At 47.4% G+C, this 19,577-nt stretch carries 21 protein-coding genes; 6 read left to right on the forward strand and 15 right to left on the reverse strand.

What is annotated here, in order from left to right:
- Window positions 1-36 precede the first annotated feature (36 nt).
- The 4 genes from GGC63_RS12980 to GGC63_RS12995 all read right to left on the reverse strand — a co-directional run bounded on the left by GGC63_RS12980 (window position 37) and on the right by GGC63_RS12995 (window position 5,194).
- Window positions 37-954 (reverse strand): ABC transporter permease, encoded by a 918-nt coding sequence (locus GGC63_RS12980; RefSeq protein WP_192702902.1) that lies wholly within the window; start codon window positions 952-954, stop codon window positions 37-39.
- Window positions 954-1,889: an ABC transporter permease gene (locus GGC63_RS12985; RefSeq protein WP_079910500.1), complete on the reverse strand. Its 936-nt coding sequence runs from the start codon at window positions 1,887-1,889 to the stop codon at window positions 954-956. Before GGC63_RS12985 ends, GGC63_RS12980 begins: the two co-directional genes overlap by 1 nt.
- A gap of 291 nt (window positions 1,890-2,180) precedes the next feature.
- A complete protein-coding gene (locus GGC63_RS12990; RefSeq protein ID WP_079910501.1) occupies window positions 2,181-3,836 on the reverse strand; it encodes a peptide ABC transporter substrate-binding protein in 1,656 nt (551 codons plus the stop codon).
- A gap of 368 nt (window positions 3,837-4,204) precedes the next feature.
- A complete protein-coding gene (locus GGC63_RS12995; protein WP_079910502.1) occupies window positions 4,205-5,194 on the reverse strand; it encodes an asparaginase in 990 nt (329 codons plus the stop codon).
- 167 nt (window positions 5,195-5,361) lie between these two features.
- Here GGC63_RS12995 and GGC63_RS13000 point away from each other — a divergent pair, with 167 nt between their 5' ends.
- Window positions 5,362-5,724 (forward strand): helix-turn-helix domain-containing protein, encoded by a 363-nt coding sequence (locus GGC63_RS13000; protein WP_192702701.1) that lies wholly within the window; start codon window positions 5,362-5,364, stop codon window positions 5,722-5,724.
- Between the two features lie 91 nt (window positions 5,725-5,815).
- On the opposite strand, the gene GGC63_RS13005 is transcribed toward GGC63_RS13000, so the two are convergent.
- The 3 genes from GGC63_RS13005 to GGC63_RS13015 form a co-directional block, all read right to left on the reverse strand.
- A complete protein-coding gene (locus GGC63_RS13005) occupies window positions 5,816-6,211 on the reverse strand; it encodes a DUF3397 domain-containing protein (RefSeq protein WP_079910504.1) in 396 nt (131 codons plus the stop codon).
- A complete protein-coding gene (locus GGC63_RS13010) occupies window positions 6,208-7,200 on the reverse strand; it encodes a ketopantoate reductase family protein (RefSeq protein ID WP_192702702.1) in 993 nt (330 codons plus the stop codon). The genes GGC63_RS13005 and GGC63_RS13010 overlap by 4 nt, the downstream gene beginning before the upstream one ends.
- Window positions 7,201-7,283: 83 nt before the next feature.
- Window positions 7,284-7,937 (reverse strand): RsfA family transcriptional regulator, encoded by a 654-nt coding sequence (locus tag GGC63_RS13015; protein ID WP_079910506.1) that lies wholly within the window; start codon window positions 7,935-7,937, stop codon window positions 7,284-7,286.
- Between the two features lie 338 nt (window positions 7,938-8,275).
- Here GGC63_RS13015 and GGC63_RS13020 point away from each other — a divergent pair, with 338 nt between their 5' ends.
- Window positions 8,276-8,506: a DUF2626 domain-containing protein gene (locus tag GGC63_RS13020; RefSeq protein WP_079910507.1), complete on the forward strand. Its 231-nt coding sequence runs from the start codon at window positions 8,276-8,278 to the stop codon at window positions 8,504-8,506.
- Between the two features lie 24 nt (window positions 8,507-8,530).
- On the opposite strand, the gene GGC63_RS13025 is transcribed toward GGC63_RS13020, so the two are convergent.
- Window positions 8,531-9,649 carry a class I SAM-dependent methyltransferase gene (locus GGC63_RS13025; protein ID WP_192702703.1) on the reverse strand — a complete coding sequence of 373 codons (1,119 nt, stop codon included), beginning with the start codon at window positions 9,647-9,649 and terminating at the stop codon, window positions 8,531-8,533.
- 145 nt (window positions 9,650-9,794) lie between these two features.
- Here GGC63_RS13025 and GGC63_RS13030 point away from each other — a divergent pair, with 145 nt between their 5' ends.
- The 3 genes from GGC63_RS13030 (at window position 9,795) to GGC63_RS13040 (ending at window position 12,511) form a co-directional block, all read left to right on the forward strand.
- On the forward strand, window positions 9,795-10,760 hold the full coding sequence (locus GGC63_RS13030; RefSeq protein WP_192702704.1) for a hypothetical protein: 966 nt from the start codon (window positions 9,795-9,797) through the stop codon (window positions 10,758-10,760).
- A 115-nt stretch (window positions 10,761-10,875) separates the two neighbouring features.
- A complete protein-coding gene (locus GGC63_RS13035) occupies window positions 10,876-11,973 on the forward strand; it encodes a hypothetical protein (protein ID WP_192702705.1) in 1,098 nt (365 codons plus the stop codon).
- A gap of 34 nt (window positions 11,974-12,007) precedes the next feature.
- Window positions 12,008-12,511: a hypothetical protein gene (locus GGC63_RS13040; protein WP_192702706.1), complete on the forward strand. Its 504-nt coding sequence runs from the start codon at window positions 12,008-12,010 to the stop codon at window positions 12,509-12,511.
- Between the two features lie 96 nt (window positions 12,512-12,607).
- On the opposite strand, the gene GGC63_RS13045 is transcribed toward GGC63_RS13040, so the two are convergent.
- Window positions 12,608-13,939 carry a PhoH family protein gene (locus tag GGC63_RS13045; RefSeq protein ID WP_079910512.1) on the reverse strand — a complete coding sequence of 444 codons (1,332 nt, stop codon included), beginning with the start codon at window positions 13,937-13,939 and terminating at the stop codon, window positions 12,608-12,610.
- Window positions 13,940-14,041: 102 nt separating this feature from the next.
- On the opposite strand from GGC63_RS13045, the gene GGC63_RS13050 reads away from it, so the two are divergent.
- Entirely contained in the window at window positions 14,042-14,584 is a 543-nt protein-coding gene (locus GGC63_RS13050) for a YhcN/YlaJ family sporulation lipoprotein (protein ID WP_225948174.1), read from the forward strand.
- A 43-nt stretch (window positions 14,585-14,627) separates the two neighbouring features.
- On the opposite strand, the gene GGC63_RS13055 is transcribed toward GGC63_RS13050, so the two are convergent.
- The 6 genes from GGC63_RS13055 to GGC63_RS13080 form a co-directional block, all read right to left on the reverse strand.
- A complete protein-coding gene (locus tag GGC63_RS13055) occupies window positions 14,628-15,080 on the reverse strand; it encodes a pyridoxamine 5'-phosphate oxidase family protein (protein ID WP_192702707.1) in 453 nt (150 codons plus the stop codon).
- 186 nt (window positions 15,081-15,266) lie between these two features.
- Window positions 15,267-15,539, reverse strand: coding sequence for a hypothetical protein (locus GGC63_RS13060; protein ID WP_192702708.1), 273 nt, complete (start codon window positions 15,537-15,539; stop codon window positions 15,267-15,269).
- A 384-nt stretch (window positions 15,540-15,923) separates the two neighbouring features.
- Window positions 15,924-16,361 (reverse strand): hypothetical protein, encoded by a 438-nt coding sequence (locus tag GGC63_RS13065; RefSeq protein WP_192702709.1) that lies wholly within the window; start codon window positions 16,359-16,361, stop codon window positions 15,924-15,926.
- A 17-nt stretch (window positions 16,362-16,378) separates the two neighbouring features.
- Complete coding sequence (locus GGC63_RS13070; RefSeq protein WP_079910517.1) at window positions 16,379-16,663, reverse strand: YlaH-like family protein; 285 nt, start codon at window positions 16,661-16,663, stop codon at window positions 16,379-16,381.
- Between the two features lie 153 nt (window positions 16,664-16,816).
- Window positions 16,817-18,664, reverse strand: coding sequence for a translational GTPase TypA (gene typA, locus GGC63_RS13075; RefSeq protein WP_079910518.1), 1,848 nt, complete (start codon window positions 18,662-18,664; stop codon window positions 16,817-16,819).
- Window positions 18,665-18,860: 196 nt separating this feature from the next.
- Window positions 18,861-19,529: a TerC family protein gene (locus tag GGC63_RS13080; RefSeq protein WP_192702710.1), complete on the reverse strand. Its 669-nt coding sequence runs from the start codon at window positions 19,527-19,529 to the stop codon at window positions 18,861-18,863.
- Between the last annotated feature and the right edge of the window lie 48 nt (window positions 19,530-19,577).

The following is a 19,577-nucleotide window of genomic DNA, read 5'->3' on the forward strand; positions in this document are numbered from 1 at the left end:
CTTTTTGGGGAACAGCCTGTTCCCCATTTATCGGCGTTATTTTCTCATCTTCGGATCAAGCGCATCACGCAAGCCGTCGCCGAGCAGGTTAAAGCTCATCAAGATCAAGCTAAAAACGATAGTCGGGAAAACAATACGATGCGGGTACAAACGAATCGCGCCTGCACCGTCAGACAGCAATGCTCCTAACGACGCCAGAGGAACTCGGATACCCAAACCGATGAAGCTCAAGAATGCCTCGGTAAAAATAGCCGACGGAACGATAAACGTAATTTGTACGATAATCAAGCCTAATGCGTTAGGCACCAAGTGCTTCAAAATAATCCGTGCGCCGCCGGCGCCCAATGTTCTTGCCGCAAGAACGTATTCCTGCTCCTTAAGCGTAAGGATCTGTCCGCGTACCAGACGGGCCATAGGAACCCAGCCTGTAATCGCGTAAGCAATAATAATCGTTTTAAATCCCGGACCAATGACAACGATCAGCAGGATCGAGATCAACAGAAACGGAATGGAGTATACAATTTCAATGATACGCTGCATAATATCATCGACGCGTCCGCCGTAATAAGCGGAAATCCCGCCGTACAGCACCCCGAACACCAAATCCAGCAAAGCGGCACAAAGTCCGATAGCCAAGGAAATTCTAGTGCCCCACCATACGCGGACCCATAGATCCCGTCCGAAATCGTCGGTGCCGAACCAGTGCTCGGCGGATGGCTTCAGGTTCTTGATATCATAGTTTTGCGTTGCATAATCGTGGTGCGAAAAAATAGGACCAAAAATCGATAAAATGGCTAATACTATAAGGGTAATAAGGCCGAACATGGCCAGCTTGTTCTTCTTCAGTCTTCTCCAGGCATCCTGCCAGTAACTCATGGACGGCCGTACGATTACATCGCCATGGGCTGTTCCTTTAGGTGCCGGCTCAAACATGTCTTTCGAAATTTGCTGCATCATTTGGAACCTCCCTTGGTCAGACGAATACGCGGGTCAACCAAACCGTACAAAATATCGGTCAGGAATAAAACAACCACTAAGAGGAATGAATAAAAAATCGTCAATCCGGTAATCATCGTATAGTCATTAGAATAAATCGACTGAACAAAGTGCTTACCAAGTCCAGGTACAACGAAGATTTGCTCAACAACCAGCGTACCTGTGATCAAGTTAACGAATACCGGACCCAGTACGGTGACAACCGGCAAAATTGCATTTCGAAGTGTATGCCGAACCACAATGGCTCTTTGGGACAAGCCTTTCGCCTTCGCCGTTTTCACATAATCGAGACTTAATACGTCCAGCATGGACGTCCGCATCAAACGAGCCAGAATGGCGATGGTCCCGAACGACAAGGAGATGGCGGGCAGTATGCGACTGGAAGCTCCGGTCCACATCCCTGCAGGAAGCCAGCCCAGCTTAACCCCGATAAAATAAGAAAGCAACGGTGCAAGAACAAAGGACGGAATCGAAATCCCTACGACAGCTGTAAACATCGCGCCGATGTCCCAGCCTTTATTGTGATTAAGGGAAGCAATAATACCCAGGATAAGTCCAACTACGATAGCGATACATAACGCCCACAGACCCAATTCGAGGGATGCAGGAAAGCCTTGTGCGATGATTTCTGTTACTTTACGGGTTGGAAAGGCGTAAGAAACCCCCAAATCTCCATGAATAACATTATTAAGATACTTCAAATACTGCTCCCACAACGGTTTGTCCAACCCATATTGTGCATATAAAAGTTGCTTCTGCTCAGCAGTAAGTTTTAATGAGTCTTCACCGAACGGATCACCCGGCAAATTTTTCATCAGCACAAAGGTGAACGTAATGATCAGCCACAGGGTAACCACCATATAGACTAAACGACGTAACGTGTAGCGAAGCATATTACACCTCCTGTACTTTGTTAAAGAAATGCGCTGGTCACGCACCCCATAAAAGACTTGCAACCGCAGGATGCGGTTAATGGTAGTCCACCAAACAGTTGGGCCGTATTTCTATGGAGCCGAACTGCTTCGCAAGCATAGACGTAGTAAAGCCAAGACTATGTTTGCGAAACAGTTCCGCATCTTTCCACTTTAGACAGCTCAATCGGGCAGCTCGCCAATAAGAAAGGGCCGTTCCAAACGGCTGCAGAACGGCCCTATGACGAACGTATAACTTGGTTGCTCGCGTTCTTACTTAATGGATACCCATTTCAATTCCCATTCTTTCGACATAGCCGGAAGGATCAGTCCGTCGACATTCACCTTTTTAGCATAAGGTCTTGTACGGAAATAAAGAGGGCTCAACGGCATGTCGTTCATCAAGGTTTTCTCTGCATCAATAAGCATTTTGGAACGTTTAGCCAAATCAACTTCTTTATCTGCACCTTTTACTAATTCATCATACACCGGATTGCTATATCCCATATAGTTGAAAGATTTGTTATCTGATACCCACATGTCGAGGAACGTCATTGGATCGTTATAATCCGCGCCCCACAGACCGATCAAAGTATCAAAGTTGCCTTCCTGCATATTTTTCACGCGAAGCGCGAACGGCAACGGCTCACCAGTAACATCTACTCCCAGATTTTGCTTCCATTGAGCTTGAATGAACTCGATGGTTTTCTTGGAGCTATCTGTATCGTCAGATGTCAGCTTGAATGGTGGCAGCGAGGTCATATTCAGTTCTTTCAAGCCTTCAGCCAGCAAGGCTTTAGCTTTTGCAGGGTCAAAGGCCGGCTGCGTATCGCCCGCTACTTTACGGAACTCTTGCTTGTTACCGTCACTAACGGTTCCTGGTACCAGGCCAGTGGAAGGAATGGATGCTCCGCCCAGAACGGTTTCGTTCAGCGCTTTACGGTCAATAGCCATACCAAGCGCTTGACGCACCTTTGCGTTAGCAAATGCCGGTACTTTTTTCACCTGGAACATCACATAGGACGAAACGAATTCTTTTTTGAGCGTCAATTCCGGCTTACCTTCGTACATTTTGAATTGATCGCCTTTTAATTCAGTCAAGTCAACTTGGTTTGTTTCAAACATGTTCAGGGACGTATTGGCGTCTTTTACAACGTTAACTGTGACCTTGTTCAATTTCACGTTTGCTGCATCCCAATATTTGTCGTTCTTAACCAGCGTCAATTGCTGTTCATGATCCCATTTTTCCAGCTTGAACGGTCCGGCACCGATAACTTTATCGGCATCTGCACCGTACTTATCTCCTTGCGCTTTAACAAAATCAGGCTTTTGAGGGAAGAATAACGGCATCGAGAGTTGGTCTGTAAAGAAAGCGACCGGTTTTTCCAAAGTAATGACCAGCGTCTTATCATCTTTAGCTTGAACGCCTACTTCCGCCTTTTTCGCTTCAATCTCTTCAGGCTTAGCTTTTGTCAAGGCCGCTCCGCCTTTGATCCATGAAAGCATAGAAGCATATTTCGCTTTAGTTGTAGGGTCCAACGTACGTTTGTAAGCATACTCAAAGTCGCTTGCTTTCAAAGGCGTTCCATCCGCCCAAGTCAAACCATCACGCAAAGTAATTGTGTATACCAAGCCATCAGGAGAAATGTTCGGCATGTCTTTAGCTAGAGCCGGTTGAGGCTTTCCATCCTTGTCCAGACGATACAATCCTTCGTTAATGGCATTCAAAATCGTAAATGTCGGATTCGTTGTAGCAATAGAGCTATCCAATGCTGGCGGTTCCGCAGACAAGTTAATTCTGAATTCTTGCGCCGGAGCTTTTGTATCTGTTCCCCCGGCTTGGTTTTTCGTATTGTCCGTCGAGCATCCTACTGCTGTACCCAGCATGGCAGTAACCGTCGCCAACACGAGAAGTTTGTTCAACTTCATAATCGTTCCTCCCTTGTTTAATATGTAATTATATGGTAACTCAAAGTTATGTCAGATAACCTAACCTTAAGTTTACACACAAGAATGATAAATGAATTATTGAGAAAAGTAAATAGTTTAAATAGTAAAATAATCTCTTCATGAAACCGTTACCAATATAAAATTATACGACCAAAGGTCAATTTTCTCTAGCAGAATATACTGGTAATGTCCAATACTGGTATTATTTGTTAAATGCGCTGATCAGGAGCCTTGTACTAGGTTCCTGATAGATGGGTCTACTATCGGGTTAACATCGCGATTATTATTTCCTCCAATGCTGCGTTTATACCATAGGTATCCTCCATTGGATTCGCAATCCGCGAACGCTACAGCGAGGTATCGTGATTGATGGGCTTCTCCATAATGTTCTTTACCTCATCCAGATCGTCGGTTTTCCCTAATGCCCACATCAATTTTGGAACGATAGCTTCCGTGTTCATATCGCCGGATAAAATAATTTTATCTTGAGCGACCTTACGGCCGACCTCATACAAGTTCAGGTCTTCTCCCTCTTCCAAGCATTGAGTGGATATAACCACGGCAATCCCCGAAGAGATTAACTCTCTTACCTTCGGCAGCAAGTCCCTGCCTTGGAAAGGAATCCCCCCATTGCCAAAGCTCTCAATAATGACGCCTTTATAAAGGGGTTTCAACTGACTGAACAATTCCGGCTTAGTACCCGGCAGAAGCTTTAACAAAAACACATCCGGGCATAACGATGCGTCAAGCTTCAGCTTCCTGCTGCTCTTTGCCGGCTTGGCGTTGACGTACTTGATTTCGGACTCGTTAATGTATGCCACGTACGGATGGTTGATGCTCTCAAAGGCATCGTAGCTTTTCGTTCTGATCTTCACAGCCCGAGTTCCCCGGATTACCCGGCCGTCAAATACAAGAAACACTCCGCCCGTGTCCTCACAAGCGAATCGAATAGCGTCCATTACGTTTTTTTTCGCATCCGTTTTCTTGTAATTGATAGGGATCTGAGAGCCTGTAATAACTACCGGTTTGCTAAGATTTTGCAGCATATAAGACAGAGCCGCAGAAGTATATGCCATCGTGTCGGTCCCATGCGTGATTACAAAACCGTCGTAGTGCGGATAGTTTTCATACACAGCCTTGGCAATTTCCACCCAAGATTCAGGCTGCATATTCGTACTGTCAATATTCATTAACAGCTTGCTTTCCAACTGAACACTCTGGTCCTTCGCCTGTAAAAAGCTGACCAGCTCTTCAGCATCCATCCCAGGGGCCAATCCTTCCTCGCCTTGGACGGCGGTAATAGTTCCCCCGGTTGCCAATAAAAGCAATTTTTTCATCGTTGCACCTCAGATAGTCAAATCGTACGCTTTTTGCGACTTTCCTTGCTTATTATATTCGTCAAAAAACGATAAATCAAGCGATATTTACGCGATTCGCGAACTTATGTCTTGAGTATCCAGTTTCTGATGTTATAATGGGATTTGGAATAAGGGGGATAAAGGCAATGTTCTTAGATAGATTAACCGAACTGAGAAAAAGTAAACGGTGGTCGTTGCAATATATTGCAGATCGGCTTGGAATTGCAAAGAGCACCTACGCAGGCTATGAGTCCGGTTATCGCGAACCGTCCCTCGAGGCTACAAAGATGCTGGCAGATCTTTATGGAACTTCAGTGGATTATTTATTAGGCAGGGTTGATGACCCTAATGACAAGCCCCAGAAGCAGAGGAAGGAACCAATCGAGTTGATGGAGCTGAATCAGGTCACTTTAACCGTTGACGGGAAATCGCTTTCTTCTGTGGAAATTAAGCATGTCATTGCTTTTATCAGGGTTTTGCGGGAAATGGAAGAAACTGCGAAAAAATAAATATAAGTTACCCAGGACACCCCCTTCATTATCAGGTTATAAGCTTCCATCGCGTTTGCTGACAGCCAAAACCCCGTAGTCTCGCAAGGCCTTAGCTTGCCGCTATATACTTGCCTATGCCAATAAATAAAAGCAGTACGTAGCATGCCGACAATACAACAAATCCAAGCCTTAACAAGGTACGCGCAATTTTGACAGGATTGATTTTGCCTTTCAGCCGATTTTGCATATTGCCAAGCAGACCCCCGGCAATTAAGAACAACAAAACAACCAGCCAGAGGCCGAGCCCAGACTGGAATAAGCTCCGCGTCATTACCGACACGGAACCAATCAAAAATAAGGTCGTAACATCGATAGCTGCATAGGTCGCTTTCTTCTTATCGCGGGATATTGCATAAACAATCCCCCATGAAGCTATAAAGGAAACAAACGGAACCAATGCCAAAAAAGTATACACAGTCTGCAACCAATCCAAGAATCCGTTCATAGCGGATCACCTGCTTTGCCTATATTTTTTCCCCATTGCTGTTCTATCGACCTCACCAATTGGTATACCGTATGATGGGTTGGCAGCGTGAGACCTGCTTGCTTCGCTTGGGCAAGCAGGCCTCCTGTAATGGAGTCCAGCTCCGTGAGCCTGCGGGCCCGAATATCCTGAAGCATCGAGGATTGATTGGCTGCTGTACGCTCACACACCTTCAACAGCTGCTCCCACAAATCTTCCGCCAGCTCAATCTCGAGCCGGGCCGCCAGCTCAAGGCCCTCTTCATATAAAGCACGCATCAGTCCTTGGGCGGCAGGCAACTGTAACAGCATCCCATTGGGTACCTGCAGAATAGCCGTCAACGGGTTAATAACGGAATTCATCAACAGTTTATTCCAAACTTTACTAGTGATTTTGTTCGACAAAGATACACTGAATCCTGCATCCTGGAACATCTTTTGCAGATTTTTTTCCAAATGTCTGTCCTGGCTTGCGTCATTAATGAGCGGCCCGATCCAGGTTTCCCCGCTCCCCGTATGCTCTACGCATACGGAATGATGCCGGAGCGCCCCTTCTGTTGTTACAGCCAGCCATAACCGATTCTCAGGTATGCATTGAGCCAAAATATCCGTATGCCCGATCCCGTTTTGAAAACATAGCAGCCGGGTCTCCGACTTCATCTGATCTGCGATTGTACGGGCAAGCCGTTCCGTCACCGCCGTTTGCTTCACCATCAAGAAGATCCAGTCAGGAGCTGGAAGGCTGTCTGGACTGCTAATCAACTCTTCCTCAGCGATCACAAAAGGACGGACTCTAATGTCTTGCTGTCCTGATTCTGAGCTCTTGGTTAGCAGGCGAAGCCCTTCTGCGGAAACTCTCTCACTTTGCTCACGGCTATGCGTAACCAATTCGATATGTACGGCGCCCGATCGAGCGAGAGAGGCAGCAAACAGCATTCCAAGCGCTCCCGCTCCTATGATTCTGACTTTCATTTCGCTTCTCTCCCCCAGGTAAACCTTTTCCTTCCATATTAGCAAACAAAAGCCCTGCAAGCCAAATGCCTGCAGGGCTATGCTTATTCTATTCTTTCCAGATTACCGTTAGCATCCATTTTGAACCGCGGCTTGTTCTCGTCTTCCTCCTCTACGAGAAATGCCAGCTTACGGGCACGATCCATAATTTGTATAAGCGCTTTGTAGTCGTCATTAACGACCCGATAATCGGTCTCGACTTCGTTAACCTGCTTATTCAAAATATCATTCTCGCTCCGCAGGCGGTCCAGCTCATCCTGTTTCTCGCTTAATTCTTTCTCGAGATGACGAATATGCCGCGACATTTCTTGATAAGTGCCTTTCCATTGACGCAAAAAACGTATGACGGCATCGATAGAGATAGACTCTTCCACAAACGCATCGCTGGGCTTCACTTGCTCCGAATGAGCATGGTCCAATACAGCGGTGTTGTTGGATACAGCCGCGTAAGCCGAATGTTTTTTCTGCTGATTGCGCTTTTGCCGCTGCGACTTAGCTATCTGAATAGCAGCCTCGTATTTTTTCCTTACGAAACTATTCCAACGAAAGCCGCAGGCCGCTGCCGTTCTTCCTATTTTTTCGCCGACTTCCTCAAAAGCGGTTAGCTGTGTACTTCCTTCGCGGATATGACGCAGTGTCACCTCCGCCAATATCAAATCATCTTCATCGCTCCAAGCATCTTGTCTTATAGCTGTCATACAAAAGCAGTCCTCCTAACCCCTGGGTATCAATCATCCATGCATCTATCGAAAGTAAGACGTGGAATGTTGCGTTACTTCATCTCTATGCCCATAGTAGAGTTCATAGAATCTTTTTCTACTATTTTGTATTGCCATTTTTTAAGGGACTCATACATGTTTTTGTGCGGATTAGGGTAACCTAGGTATGCAAGCGATAAAATTGTTTTTAATTTCGTCACCGATTGGACGTTTACAGGCATTGACGCAGCAGTTATAATGTCTAATAGTAAAGTGCCGAAGTGAGAAAATATGCTAAAATGGCAGAACTTTCTACATAACTCTAAGGGGGAAGCAGAATGGATCGCATGTTTCGCGTTCTTGGATTCTGGACGCTGGTCATTGGTTTGATGGCGTTAGCCGGTGATATGATTCCGATGGCGTTGCTCTTTTTTGCTCAAACGGCAATCTTCGTACTGCTAGGGTATTTGAAACTATCCGAACGTACCTACATATTGCTTTTTTGGGGGTACATGATTCTTTCATTTACCGGCTTTACGTATTGGTCATTTTTCAAAATGTCCATCTAGTCAGGGAAAAAAAGGTGAGCTGCCTTATGGCAGCTCACCTTTTTTTTGAATCAGCACCTTGAACAGTTCGCTCATCTGATCGCTTAGCAGCAGCTGCCGGATTGCCCGGTTCCTTCGAGCCACAGGACTGAACGGGTCTGTTGAGGCATGATCCTGCAGCAAATCAAGAATTCCGTTCTCCACCAGAAATTGCTTCTGCGTCATGTAGCTTTGTACCCGGAGCCCGACGGTCTCTCCCGCCTCCGCCAAAGCCGTAAAATCCACGTGTGACGTCATATCCTGCTCGCCGGGATAGGCATAGGGATCGTCGGAGGCTCTATGACTTCTGTAGCAGATGAAGGTGCCATTCATTCTATGAGGGGCAATCAGCTCCCTTGTCTCATCTCCATAATCCACCGTAATCACTTGTCCGCTCCCTAGCGAACTGCCGATGCTCCGCATCCACGCGGCCGCGCCGCTATTGATTTCCCATCGCTGACCTTCCAGAAAGGTGATCTGCTGGCGTTCAATAACACGCAGTAACGCCGGGTCCTCGAGTCTCATTAATCTCTCACGGAAAGCACTGGATGGTTCATCCCATTCCACATAAATTTCGTGCGGCTCTCCATTCCTGAACTCCATGCGGTGAACGGCAAACGCATCCGGCAGTTCATTAGACAAGACGATAGTATCTGTCCATGGGCCACCTTCGATCCATTCCGCTTCGCTTAACCAGCTGATCTGCCGTATATGGTCCTTACATTCCTCCGCTTGAAGCATACGGTGGTGCAGGCTTCTTTCTACGCAAATATATCGGACTCGGCGGTAAAGGTCCGGCGCTGTACGCTCCAGCTCGTCCAATAACAGCCTTGCAAGTCTTCCGGTACCTCCGCCCCATTCCACTATATTCAAGGGCCTCTCAGGGCCTAATTCTTTCGTTTGAGAGGCAATATAGCGCGCCAGTATCTCTCCCATCAAACCACCAATGGAAGAGCTGGTATAAAAGTCTCCGTCACGTCCAATTTTGCTTTTCCCATTCATATAGTAACCGTATTCCGGATGATATAAGCACAGCTCCATATAGTCGTAAAAGCGGATAGCCCCTGCCGGACTTTGTCCGATCCGTTGTTTAATTACTTCGATAAGCGCCTGATTCCCTGCCATTTTGATCCCCCTGTCATGCCGCCATGTGCCATATTCACAGCATAGTAAAAACATACATCTTAATCACTAAAGACAAAATGAACCATAGTCGATATAATGAAGGTTGTTTCTGTTTCTTGAATTCAAGTTGGAAGGAGCCACCCTTTTGCAAGCCTACCGCAAGCATTTCATCTCTGTTACTTTACTGTTACTGTTGTCCACAATGATCATCCTCGCAGGCTGTACGGATCATAAGCAGCTGAAGCAGGATTTATTGCAAGCTGTTGCCAAGCAGCAAGACATTGCCAGCTACCGGTTCGAAGGGGCTATCGAGCTGCATGCCGATTCTTCACTGTTAGGACAAGCCAACCCGCTGACCGTATCTTTATTCTCCTTAATGAAGGAGAGCAAGATTGATTACAAAGGGGTTACTGCGCTTGAGCCGGCCCGTATGGAAACGAATCTTACGATAACGCCCGCCGGAGGCTCACCGATCAGCGTTCCTGTTCTCATTAAAGATAGCAAATTGTTTTTCCAGATGCCACCATTAAATAAGCCCGACGAATATATGATGCTTCCTGTTCAGAACAAGCAAGCTTCTGACGCTGGTAAGGATCCTTTGAAAAACACCGGGCAATTGACGGCGAGCCTCACCCAGCAGCTGTTTAAGGACGTAGATCCCGAATGGCTGCAGGCTCCCAAAGACTCTGGCACTTTGCCGGACGGAACACCTGCCAAACGCATTACGCTGGATATTAACAAGAAGAATGAGCAGGCTGTCACAGAATACATGAGCAAATCGGTCGTTCCCGGCCTGCTCGAAATTGTTAAAACCAACGGCTTGGCATCCGAAGCTTCCATGAAGGCCTGGTCTGCAAGCCTTGGCCAGCTGAAATTCAAAGCCCCCAGCACGATTACCCTGTCTATGGACCAAAACGGATTTATCCGGGAGCAGCAGTGGAATTTGACCTTTACTGCGGGGAACAGCACTAATGAAAACCATGTAACTTGGACTTATTCGCTATCTGATATCAATACCAATCCTGCGTTTACTATGGAAACACCGGCTAAGGTCAAATCATTGGAGGACCTGCTCCGCTTGGTGAAGCCTGCGAATACCGCTAAACCTTAAATTTTGCGATGCATTATTCTACTTCTTCTTTCGGGAAGAAGTATTTTTTTATCCTTTTTCTCATAAAGTTGTGATAATCTAGTATGGATCTGATCCAGAAAGGAAGCCTATGCCGATGAGGCACTTTTCGCAAGCAGCCTGCATCCTGCTGTCCCTTTGTCTTTGCCTGTCCTTTTATTCCTCGGCGGCTCTGGCGGCGCCCAATGAGGAAGCCAAACAGCTTTTGCAAAAAGGGCTGACCGTCTATGAAATCGATCAGGAATTGGCCCGAATCGAGGAGCAGCAAAAAAAGCTTCAGCAGCAAATTGACAGCACGGGGCAGCAGCTCATCCAACAGCAAGCCCGTTCCCAAGAGACCCGACAGCATGCCGGCAAAGTGCTCCGTGCTTATTATATGGGGGACCGCGACTCCTTATGGATGCTTCTGTTTTCCGTCCAATCCTTCAAGGATGCCCTGTCGACCTTTGAATTTTTGCAAATGATTATCATGAGTGATCACGATACGCTTCAGCGGTATTTGAACAGCCAGAAGGATCTGCAGAAGCTTACCGCCTCGCTGCTTGAATCCCAGACAGCCCTGGAGCAATCCAAGGCTCGTTATATCGCCCAAAGAGAGCAGCAGGTTCAGCTGCAAAAGCAGCTTGACGAAGGATTGGCCAAGCAGGCTTCTTCTACCGCGGTCATACAGGAAATTACCAAGCTCACCGTACAATGGCAGGACAAGGGCGTTCCTTTATTCAAGACCTATTTCCGTGCACTGGCGCAAGCGATGAATCAGCTTCCCGAATTCATCAACGATACGAATGGCGGCAAAAGCAATCATCTTATCATGAACGGCTTTCAATATACGTTTCAAATGACAGATGAAGAGCTTAACGCCTTCCTCCGCTCCAAAAATCCTTTATTTCAAAATTTACATTTCCTGTTCGCCGATTCAAAAGTAATCGCCAAGGGGAAACAAGAGGATATGGAGGTTATGATCAAGGGATCATATGAGCTGGCAGCCAAAGAAACGCTGAAGGGCAAATATATCCGATTTCATTTAGAGCAGCTGCAATTCAATGGCTTCGACCTGCCCCAGTCAACCATCGAGTCTATGGTTCAGGACTTTGATTTTGGCATTTATCCGCAAGCCATCGCTTCTTTCCTGCAAGTGACCGATGTTCGGCTGGAGGAAGGAAAGCTCAGCATTATGCTGAAGCTTGCGCTGTAAGGAAACAGGTCGGTCTAACCGAAAGGAGCTTCGAATGAAACCGATACGGAAATATGGATTAAGCATGGAGCTGCCGGAAGGGAAGCTCCCGGGCTTTTACACACAAATCATTAAAGCATTGGCTGAAAAGTCGCCTCCGTTTGACCGTGACAAGGAGCTGCTTATTTTCTCCACACCCGGGGACAGGGAGCATGCTTACGGCATTATGAAGCAGTACAAAATCCCCTTTGATGAGCTGGATCTGCTGCTTCTCCCCGAGCCTGCCTCCCCTGAGCCTGCATTTAGCGATTACGGCTTTGTCAGCCGTTCGGGACATGCCTATGTCTATCAGGATAACGTCTGCCTCTTCACCCTTGAAGCAGAGGACCCTTTGGCGGAGCCTGCTCCTGCCCGGCAGCAGATGGAGGAGCACCTGTTAGCCGTTTGTGAAGATGGCGAGAACACTCTCTTCATAACGGATTGCCAATCGGACGAGCTGATGAGCGGGATCGCGCGTGCGTACCGCTGCACTGTCAATTTCATCCAGCTGGATCCGTAAGCAAACGGGCCCCACAACATCTTCATTAACAATGAAAAAAGCGCAGAGTACGGCTTGTCATAAGAAGCCTTACACTGCGCTTTATTGGGTTACAGGTTAAAGCAAATCTGCCGCAAGCTGAGCCAGGTGTGAGCGCTCACCGCGCTCCAGAGTGATATGTCCGCTGATCTGTTGGCCTTTAAACCGCTCTACGACGTACGTAAGCCCGTTGCTTGAGGCATCCAGGTACGGATGGTCTATTTGCTCGGGATCGCCCAGGAGAACGATTTTACTGCCCTCTCCCACCCTCGACACGATGGTCTTGATCTCATGCTTGGATAAATTTTGCGCTTCATCTATGATGATAAATTGCCCCGGTATGGAGCGCCCGCGAATATAGGTCAAGGCTTCCACTTGAATACTGCCTAGTCCGGCCAATACTTTGTCGATATCGCCCGGTTTTTTCGTATCGAATAAAAATTCCAGATTGTCATAGATCGGCTGCATCCAGGGCCGCAGCTTCTCCTCCTTCTCCCCGGGGAGGTACCCGATATCCTTGCCCATAGGGACTACAGGTCTGGCAATCAGCAATTTCTTGTATTTCCTCTCGTCCTCCACTTTCAACAAGCCGGCCGCCAGCGTCAGCAGCGTTTTCCCCGTACCCGCTTTGCCCGTCAACGTGACGATCGGGATTTCATCATTCAGCAGAAGCTCCAATGCCATTCTTTGCTGCGCATTGCGCGCGGCAATCCCCCAGATCGGATCGTTGCTCAGAAACAGCGGCTCCAGCTTCTTCCCATCCGAATTGACCTTAAGGAGCGCTGACTTGGATGTTCCCATCTCGTCTCTCAAAATAACAAACTCATGCGGATGAAGCGGATACGCCAGATTTAAAGAGTTTACGCTTAAATACCGGTAGGTGTAAAACTCGTCGATGACCGACGGATGGGCATGAATAGTTAAATACCCCATGTACATATCCGGCATATTCACAATCCGGTCCGACAAATAATCCTGCGCGGTTAAACCGAGGACATCCGCTTTGATCCGGACCAGCGTATCCTTGCTGACCATTATAACCGGCTTGGGGTCCTCCTTCTCCTGCTCTTCCAGATGATAGTTCAGAGCGACTGCCAAAATCCGGTTGTCATTGGTTCCTTCGGCGAATACTTCCTGCAGCTTGGCAAAGCTGCGATGATTTAATTCGACCTTCAGCTGACCGCCATTGGGGAGCTCAATCCCCTCATATAACCTGCCTTGGGACCGCAAGCTGTCCATCATCCGGGAGATTTGTCTCGCATTGCGCCCCAGCTCATCCGCATTGCGTTTCTTAGAATCGATCTCCTCCAGGACAATGGCGGGAATGACCACCTCGTTATCCTCAAAAGCAAAGATTGCGTTAGGATCCTGTAAAAGCACATTGGTATCCAATACAAAAATTTTACTCATTTGAGTCCCCTCCCAGGCTGGTGTTTGGTTGCCGTTATACATAGGAATCGACTAGTAAGGACAAACTAACCAAAGCAATTAAGGGATAGAAAGGAACGATCGATGATGAGAGTGTTTGTCTACTGTGTTGTGTTGTTGTCAGTATTGGTAGGTTGTAACCAATCACCTAAGAATGGAGCTTCCCCGACTAATGATGTGAATCGACATGTACAAGTGAAGCAAACAGCACCTCAGAAAAAAGAAATCGTCGATTCCCGGGCCGTCTCCGAACGTTTGGAGCAAATCGCCACCAGCGTGCCGCTGGTCGAAGGCGCCAAATGCGTCGTTTTTGGAAACACGGCGGTCGTTGGGATCAATTTGCCTCCGGAAATGGACCGTTCCAAAGTGGGAACCATCAAGCTGTCGGTTGCGGAAGCCTTAAAGAAAGATCCTTACGGTGTAGATGCCATTGTAACAGCCGATATGGATCTGTCCGCAAGAATCGGGAAAATCAGAGATAGCGTTGTTAACGGCAAACCGATAAGCGGTTTTGCACAAGAAATGGCGGAGATTATCGGACGTATTATGCCGCAAGTTCCCCGAGAAGTAGAGCCGATTTCACCTCCTCAGAGTACAGAGCCTCAAATGCCGAATAAACAGATGTAGGATGAAGAAAAATCATATGGGGAAAAAGCCTAGAATAACCATTCTAGGCTTTTTTCATAGCATCAAAAACTTGCGCATCCAGCTTCTCGGCTGCGCGCTTATCGTAGGTTTTTTCAAATTCGGGCGCGACGGAAATCCGTGAGCCATAGAACATCGCGTCACGTACCGCGGTAATGTCGATATCGAAGCATGCCAGCTTGAAAGGCACACCCTCCAGCGTCTCGGTTACTTGACGCGCTTTGCCGTAAATGGCATGAACGGATCCTTCGCCAATGTAGGTTACATTGACCAATTCATTTTGCCGCAGGTTCGTTACAATTCTCGAACGCTGATCGATAGCAAAGCGAATCGTTTCCGAATCTTTGGCATAAAGCCAGGAAACGGCATTCATGCTGGGAGAACCCGATTCGAAATCAATGGTACTTAGCAGGGCGAACGTATCTTTCTGCATAGCATCAATTAGCTGCTGCGGGAGAACAGTGATCGTTTCCGCCATGATTTCCCCTCCTGTGTCCATTGTTAAAATGATCTATATCTGGCTTTATTATAACACAGGTACTGCTTGGCAACCACAGAATGCCGTAGCTGCTGCAAGGATGAACCGGTTATGTAGCTCTATGATAGGGGGACACTCCTTTCAAACGGTATTAATTTATTTTATCGAGTGTGTCCCTTTTATATGTCATTGATTGTACTTAGGATTGGAATTAATGTCATGGAGCAGCTGTTCGGCGTAATCCTTATCGAAGAAGAGCTTATTGGGAGCTCCGTTAACCTTGCAAACGATGTGAATCCGTTCCTGGTCATCTTGGGTTTCAAGCTCCGAAACGGCGTGATCCTCCCGCAATATTTCTTCAAAAAAAAGCCTCGTCTCCTCCGCTGCCTTGTCGTCGGGCCTAGCTTCGGATACAATCTTCATTTGCAGCCAGTTAAATAACGCGTCCTCCAGTTTCATGGGCATCCTCCTAAGGGCTTTCCGCAGGAAAGCCTACTTCGTAAGCATATGCTAAGGGCTTTGCATTGCAAAGCCTTCTTCGTAAGCGTATCCTAAGGGCTTTGCATTGCAAAGCCTGAGTCTGTTGAGAAACCTATCCATTTGCAAAATGCTATGGTATCTCGGTGAAATATCCCCCCTCCGGCCGCTGTTGTTCTCAGAAAATATGGATTGTATATGTTGTCAGCGGGGATTTTCCGAGAACAAAGGCGGACGCTAACGCTCCTCCGGGGAATATCTCACCTCCCACCTTCACATTTTGTATATGACGGGTTTCTCGTTGACTTAAGGGCTTTCCCTTCTTCGTAAGCGTAATCTAGTGGCTTTCCGCAGGTATGCCCTGAGCTAGACAAGCAGCAGGATGGTGTAACCCTGCGCATTCCATTTCTTCATTCTATGCAGCCACTCCAGAATCGGTTCGTCCACACCCACGTGGCCAAGCAGCTCCTCGGCCTGGGATAGCATGACATCCAACTCATCTCCTGCAGGGCGCTTATCGATATAAGCATGCGCACAGTGAGAAAGCTCCAGACGGTCGGGGGTAAACAAGACAGGATCTCCTGAATCAAGCCGGAACGGCAGCTCGTCTACTCCGCATCGAATCTCCGCTTCTTCACTAAGCAGCAGGTTGGACTTAAAAGGCACGAGCAGTCTCGGATGAACAGACTTCATCAGCTGAAGAAAACGCTCTCTGTTTTCTACAGGAGCCAGTTCAAAGCGTTCGGGTAACAGTAAGCAGGAAGCTCCATCCATCTTTAACGGTGCCAGCCAATAGCTTTTCACATGTTCACCCGCTTTCGTTACTGCTCTTCCGGCTGCTGTTTTTTAGTGCGTCCTTCAATGAAATAACGAATTCTGACAAGAAACATCAAGCCTACAGCAACGGCTAGGCACAGCACGATTGGAAGTGCTCCAAGCTGGAACAATAGCAGCATACCGGCGCCGATAGCGAGCATCAGGTAGACGATCGCTTCTTTGAGAATGGGAAGTCTGCGTACCTTGAATACTTTGTTGTACACGTAGCTGATTAATACCAGGATAATCAAGTATGTAATAACGGGATGCTCACGAAACCATTCGGTCATTGATGATATAACCTCCTTCAGGTGAGATACGCCCTATCTAGGACAATGGTAAGACCAAAAACAGCAGCAATCCTAGCAAGCATAAATACTTTTGAAAAGATCTTTATTTGGTAAAAAGAAAGCTCTGAATCATCAGAGCTTTCTCCCATAAATTTAAGCGTTAGCTTCAGCCATCTTGCGGTGCTTCTCAGCACGCTCGCGTTCGCTCTTGTTCAATATTTTTTTGCGCAGACGGATCGACTTTGGAGTAATTTCGCAATACTCGTCGTCGTTCAAATATTCCAGCGCTTGTTCCAGCGAGTAGATACGAGGAGTTTTCATCTTCACCGTATCGTCCTTACCTGCAGAGCGGATATTCGTCAATTGCTTTTCTTTACAGATGTTAACAATAATGTCGGTATCACGATTATGTTCGCCGACGATCATGCCTTCGTACACCTCAGTGCCCGGTTCTAAGAACAGGATACCGCGGTCTTCAACCGACAGCATACCATACAAGGTCGAAGTTCCTGTTTCGCTGGATACCAGCACGCCCTCATGGCGTCCGCCTACTCCGGAACCGTAATAAGGTCCGTAGCTGTCAAACGCATGGTTCATAATGCCGTAACCGCGAGTCAAGGTCAGGAAGTACGTACGGTATCCGATCAAGCCGCGGGCAGGAATCAGGAATTCCAGGCGCACATTGCCGTTACCGTTATTGATCATGTTAACCATCTCGGCTTTGCGGGTCCCGAGGCTTTCCATTACCGCACCCATGCTTTCTTCAGGCACGTCAATAATCAGACGCTCCAACGGCTCCATTTTTTGCCCGTCAATAACCTTGATAATAACTTCCGGCTTGGATACCTGAAGCTCGAAGCCTTCACGGCGCATATTCTCGATCAAGATGCCAAGATGCAGCTCACCGCGGCCCGATACGATAAAAGCATCCGGGCTATCCGTTTCCTCAACGCGCAAGCTGACATCGGTCTCGAGCTCTTTGAACAGACGCTCGCGCAGCTTTCTGGAGGTAACCCATTTTCCTTCGCGTCCTGCGAATGGACTGTTGTTAACAAGGAATGTCATTTGCAGGGTTGGCTCATCAATCTTCAATACAGGCAGAGCCTCAGGATGAGCGGGATCTGCAATGGTCTCTCCGATGTTGATGTCCTTAATCCCCGAGATAGCGACAATATCCCCCGCTCCCGCTTCTTCAATTTCGATCCGCTTCAGACCTTGGAAACCGAAGAGCTTCTCTATCCGCGACTGCTTCGTAACGCCGTCACGATTAATAACCGCTACCGGTTGTCCTTGCTTTACAACACCACGGTTGACACGTCCAATTGCAATACGTCCCAAGTACTCGTTGTAGTCCATCAAGGTTACCAAAAATTGCAGCGGTTCTTCCACGTTCTCTGTAGGAGCCGGAATATGGCTGACGACAGTCTCATAAATAGCCTGCATGTTGTCGTCTTGCTTGGATGGATCGGAATCCAGACTGGAGGTCCCCATCAAAGCCGATGCATAAACAACCGGGAAATCCAATTGATCGTCGTTAGCTCCTAGCTCGATGAACAGATCCAGCACTTCATCGACTACTTCAGCCGGACGTGCGTTAGGACGGTCAATTTTATTCACGATAACAATAGGTGTGAGGTTTTGTTCCAAAGCTTTGCGCAGTACGAATTTCGTTTGCGGCATGGTGCCTTCAAATGCATCGACCACCAGCAAAACTCCGTCAACCATCTTCATAATACGTTCCACTTCACCGCCGAAGTCGGCATGCCCTGGAGTATCTACGATGTTAATAAGGTAGTCTTTATAATTGATCGCCGTATTCTTCGCCAAAATCGTAATACCGCGTTCTCTCTCCAAATCATTGGAGTCCATCGCACGTTCTTGAACCGTCTCGTGTTCGCGGAACGTACCTGATTGTTGAAGCAATTTGTCTACCAAAGTCGTTTTACCATGATCGACGTGAGCAATAATCGCAATGTTGCGTATTTTATCTCTTGAATGCATGTTTTCCCTTACCTCTCCTAAATTTGACCCTGTTACCTTGCTCTATGTTTAGAGCAGCCGGGGCCCGTTCCACAAAACAAGCGTCGGACATAAGCGCCGACGCTTGACATTTACGTTTATTATACGTGCAAATAGTAAAAAAGGCAAGGCAAAACGACAAGATTAACATGCCATTTACATCCTTTTTACATTCATGTTAGGAATGGTGCGGCTTCGGTCTTCCCGACAGTTTTTTCAGGATGCCGGCACCGATAACGATAATTACGCCCGCAACCGGGATAATCCAGTGCGGAATGTTTGAGAGCAGCAAGTCGGAAACCGATTTGTCTTTCACAAACATCTCTCCGGCCGTATAACCGAGAATACCAGCCCCAAGGAAGACAAGAATAGGAAACTTCGTCAGCAGGTTCATAACCAATGTGCTGCCCCAAATAATAATGGGAACGCTCAACCCGATACCCAAAATGATAACGGCGATGTCGTTATTGGCTTTTGCCGCAATAGCAAGCACATTATCCAGACTCATCACGAAATCCGCAACAATAATAGTCCAAACCGCTTTGCCAAGTGTGGAAGCTTCCTTCACATTTGCATGACCGTCATCATCAATGAGCAGCTTGATGGCGATCCAGATCAGCAGGAGCGAGCCAGCCGCCTGCAGATAAGGCACCTGCAATATGTAAACGGCTATAACGGTAAGAATAAGGCGTAAGCCTATTGCCCCGAAAGCCCCCCACCAGATCGCTTTTTTCCGTTGACTTAACGGCAGATTTTTACTGGCTAAAGCAATAACAACCGCGTTATCGCCGCTTAATACGATATTGATTAACATAATCTGCAAGAAAAGCAGGAACCATTCTAACATGCGCTTCTAACCTCCAAATTCGCTATCCATATAGTCCATTCCACTTCA

The sequence above is a fragment of the Paenibacillus sp. OAS669 genome, assembly GCF_014873645.1.
GTDB lineage: Bacteria > Bacillota > Bacilli > Paenibacillales > NBRC-103111 > Paenibacillus_S > Paenibacillus_S vulneris.

Excerpts from the sequence above, each read along its gene's own strand:
- GGC63_RS12980 (WP_192702902.1), bottom strand. The coding sequence starts at position 954 with ATGCAGCAAATTTCGAAAGACATGTTTGAGCCGGCACCTAAAGGAACA.
- GGC63_RS12985 (WP_079910500.1), bottom strand. The coding sequence starts at position 1,889 with ATGCTTCGCTACACGTTACGTCGTTTAGTCTATATGGTGGTTACCCTG.
- GGC63_RS12990 (WP_079910501.1), bottom strand. The coding sequence starts at position 3,836 with ATGAAGTTGAACAAACTTCTCGTGTTGGCGACGGTTACTGCCATGCTG.
- GGC63_RS12995 (WP_079910502.1), bottom strand. The coding sequence starts at position 5,194 with ATGAAAAAATTGCTTTTATTGGCAACCGGGGGAACTATTACCGCCGTC.
- GGC63_RS13000 (WP_192702701.1), top strand. The coding sequence starts at position 5,362 with ATGTTCTTAGATAGATTAACCGAACTGAGAAAAAGTAAACGGTGGTCG.
- GGC63_RS13005 (WP_079910504.1), bottom strand. The coding sequence starts at position 6,211 with ATGAACGGATTCTTGGATTGGTTGCAGACTGTGTATACTTTTTTGGCA.
- GGC63_RS13010 (WP_192702702.1), bottom strand. The coding sequence starts at position 7,200 with ATGAAAGTCAGAATCATAGGAGCGGGAGCGCTTGGAATGCTGTTTGCT.
- GGC63_RS13015 (WP_079910506.1), bottom strand. The coding sequence starts at position 7,937 with ATGACAGCTATAAGACAAGATGCTTGGAGCGATGAAGATGATTTGATA.
- GGC63_RS13020 (WP_079910507.1), top strand. The coding sequence starts at position 8,276 with ATGGATCGCATGTTTCGCGTTCTTGGATTCTGGACGCTGGTCATTGGT.
- GGC63_RS13025 (WP_192702703.1), bottom strand. The coding sequence starts at position 9,649 with ATGGCAGGGAATCAGGCGCTTATCGAAGTAATTAAACAACGGATCGGA.
- GGC63_RS13035 (WP_192702705.1), top strand. The coding sequence starts at position 10,876 with ATGAGGCACTTTTCGCAAGCAGCCTGCATCCTGCTGTCCCTTTGTCTT.
- GGC63_RS13040 (WP_192702706.1), top strand. The coding sequence starts at position 12,008 with ATGAAACCGATACGGAAATATGGATTAAGCATGGAGCTGCCGGAAGGG.
- GGC63_RS13045 (WP_079910512.1), bottom strand. The coding sequence starts at position 13,939 with ATGAGTAAAATTTTTGTATTGGATACCAATGTGCTTTTACAGGATCCT.
- GGC63_RS13050 (WP_225948174.1), top strand. The coding sequence starts at position 14,042 with ATGATGAGAGTGTTTGTCTACTGTGTTGTGTTGTTGTCAGTATTGGTA.
- GGC63_RS13055 (WP_192702707.1), bottom strand. The coding sequence starts at position 15,080 with ATGGCGGAAACGATCACTGTTCTCCCGCAGCAGCTAATTGATGCTATG.
- GGC63_RS13060 (WP_192702708.1), bottom strand. The coding sequence starts at position 15,539 with ATGAAACTGGAGGACGCGTTATTTAACTGGCTGCAAATGAAGATTGTA.
- GGC63_RS13070 (WP_079910517.1), bottom strand. The coding sequence starts at position 16,663 with ATGACCGAATGGTTTCGTGAGCATCCCGTTATTACATACTTGATTATC.
- typA (WP_079910518.1), bottom strand. The coding sequence starts at position 18,664 with ATGCATTCAAGAGATAAAATACGCAACATTGCGATTATTGCTCACGTC.
- GGC63_RS13080 (WP_192702710.1), bottom strand. The coding sequence starts at position 19,529 with ATGTTAGAATGGTTCCTGCTTTTCTTGCAGATTATGTTAATCAATATC.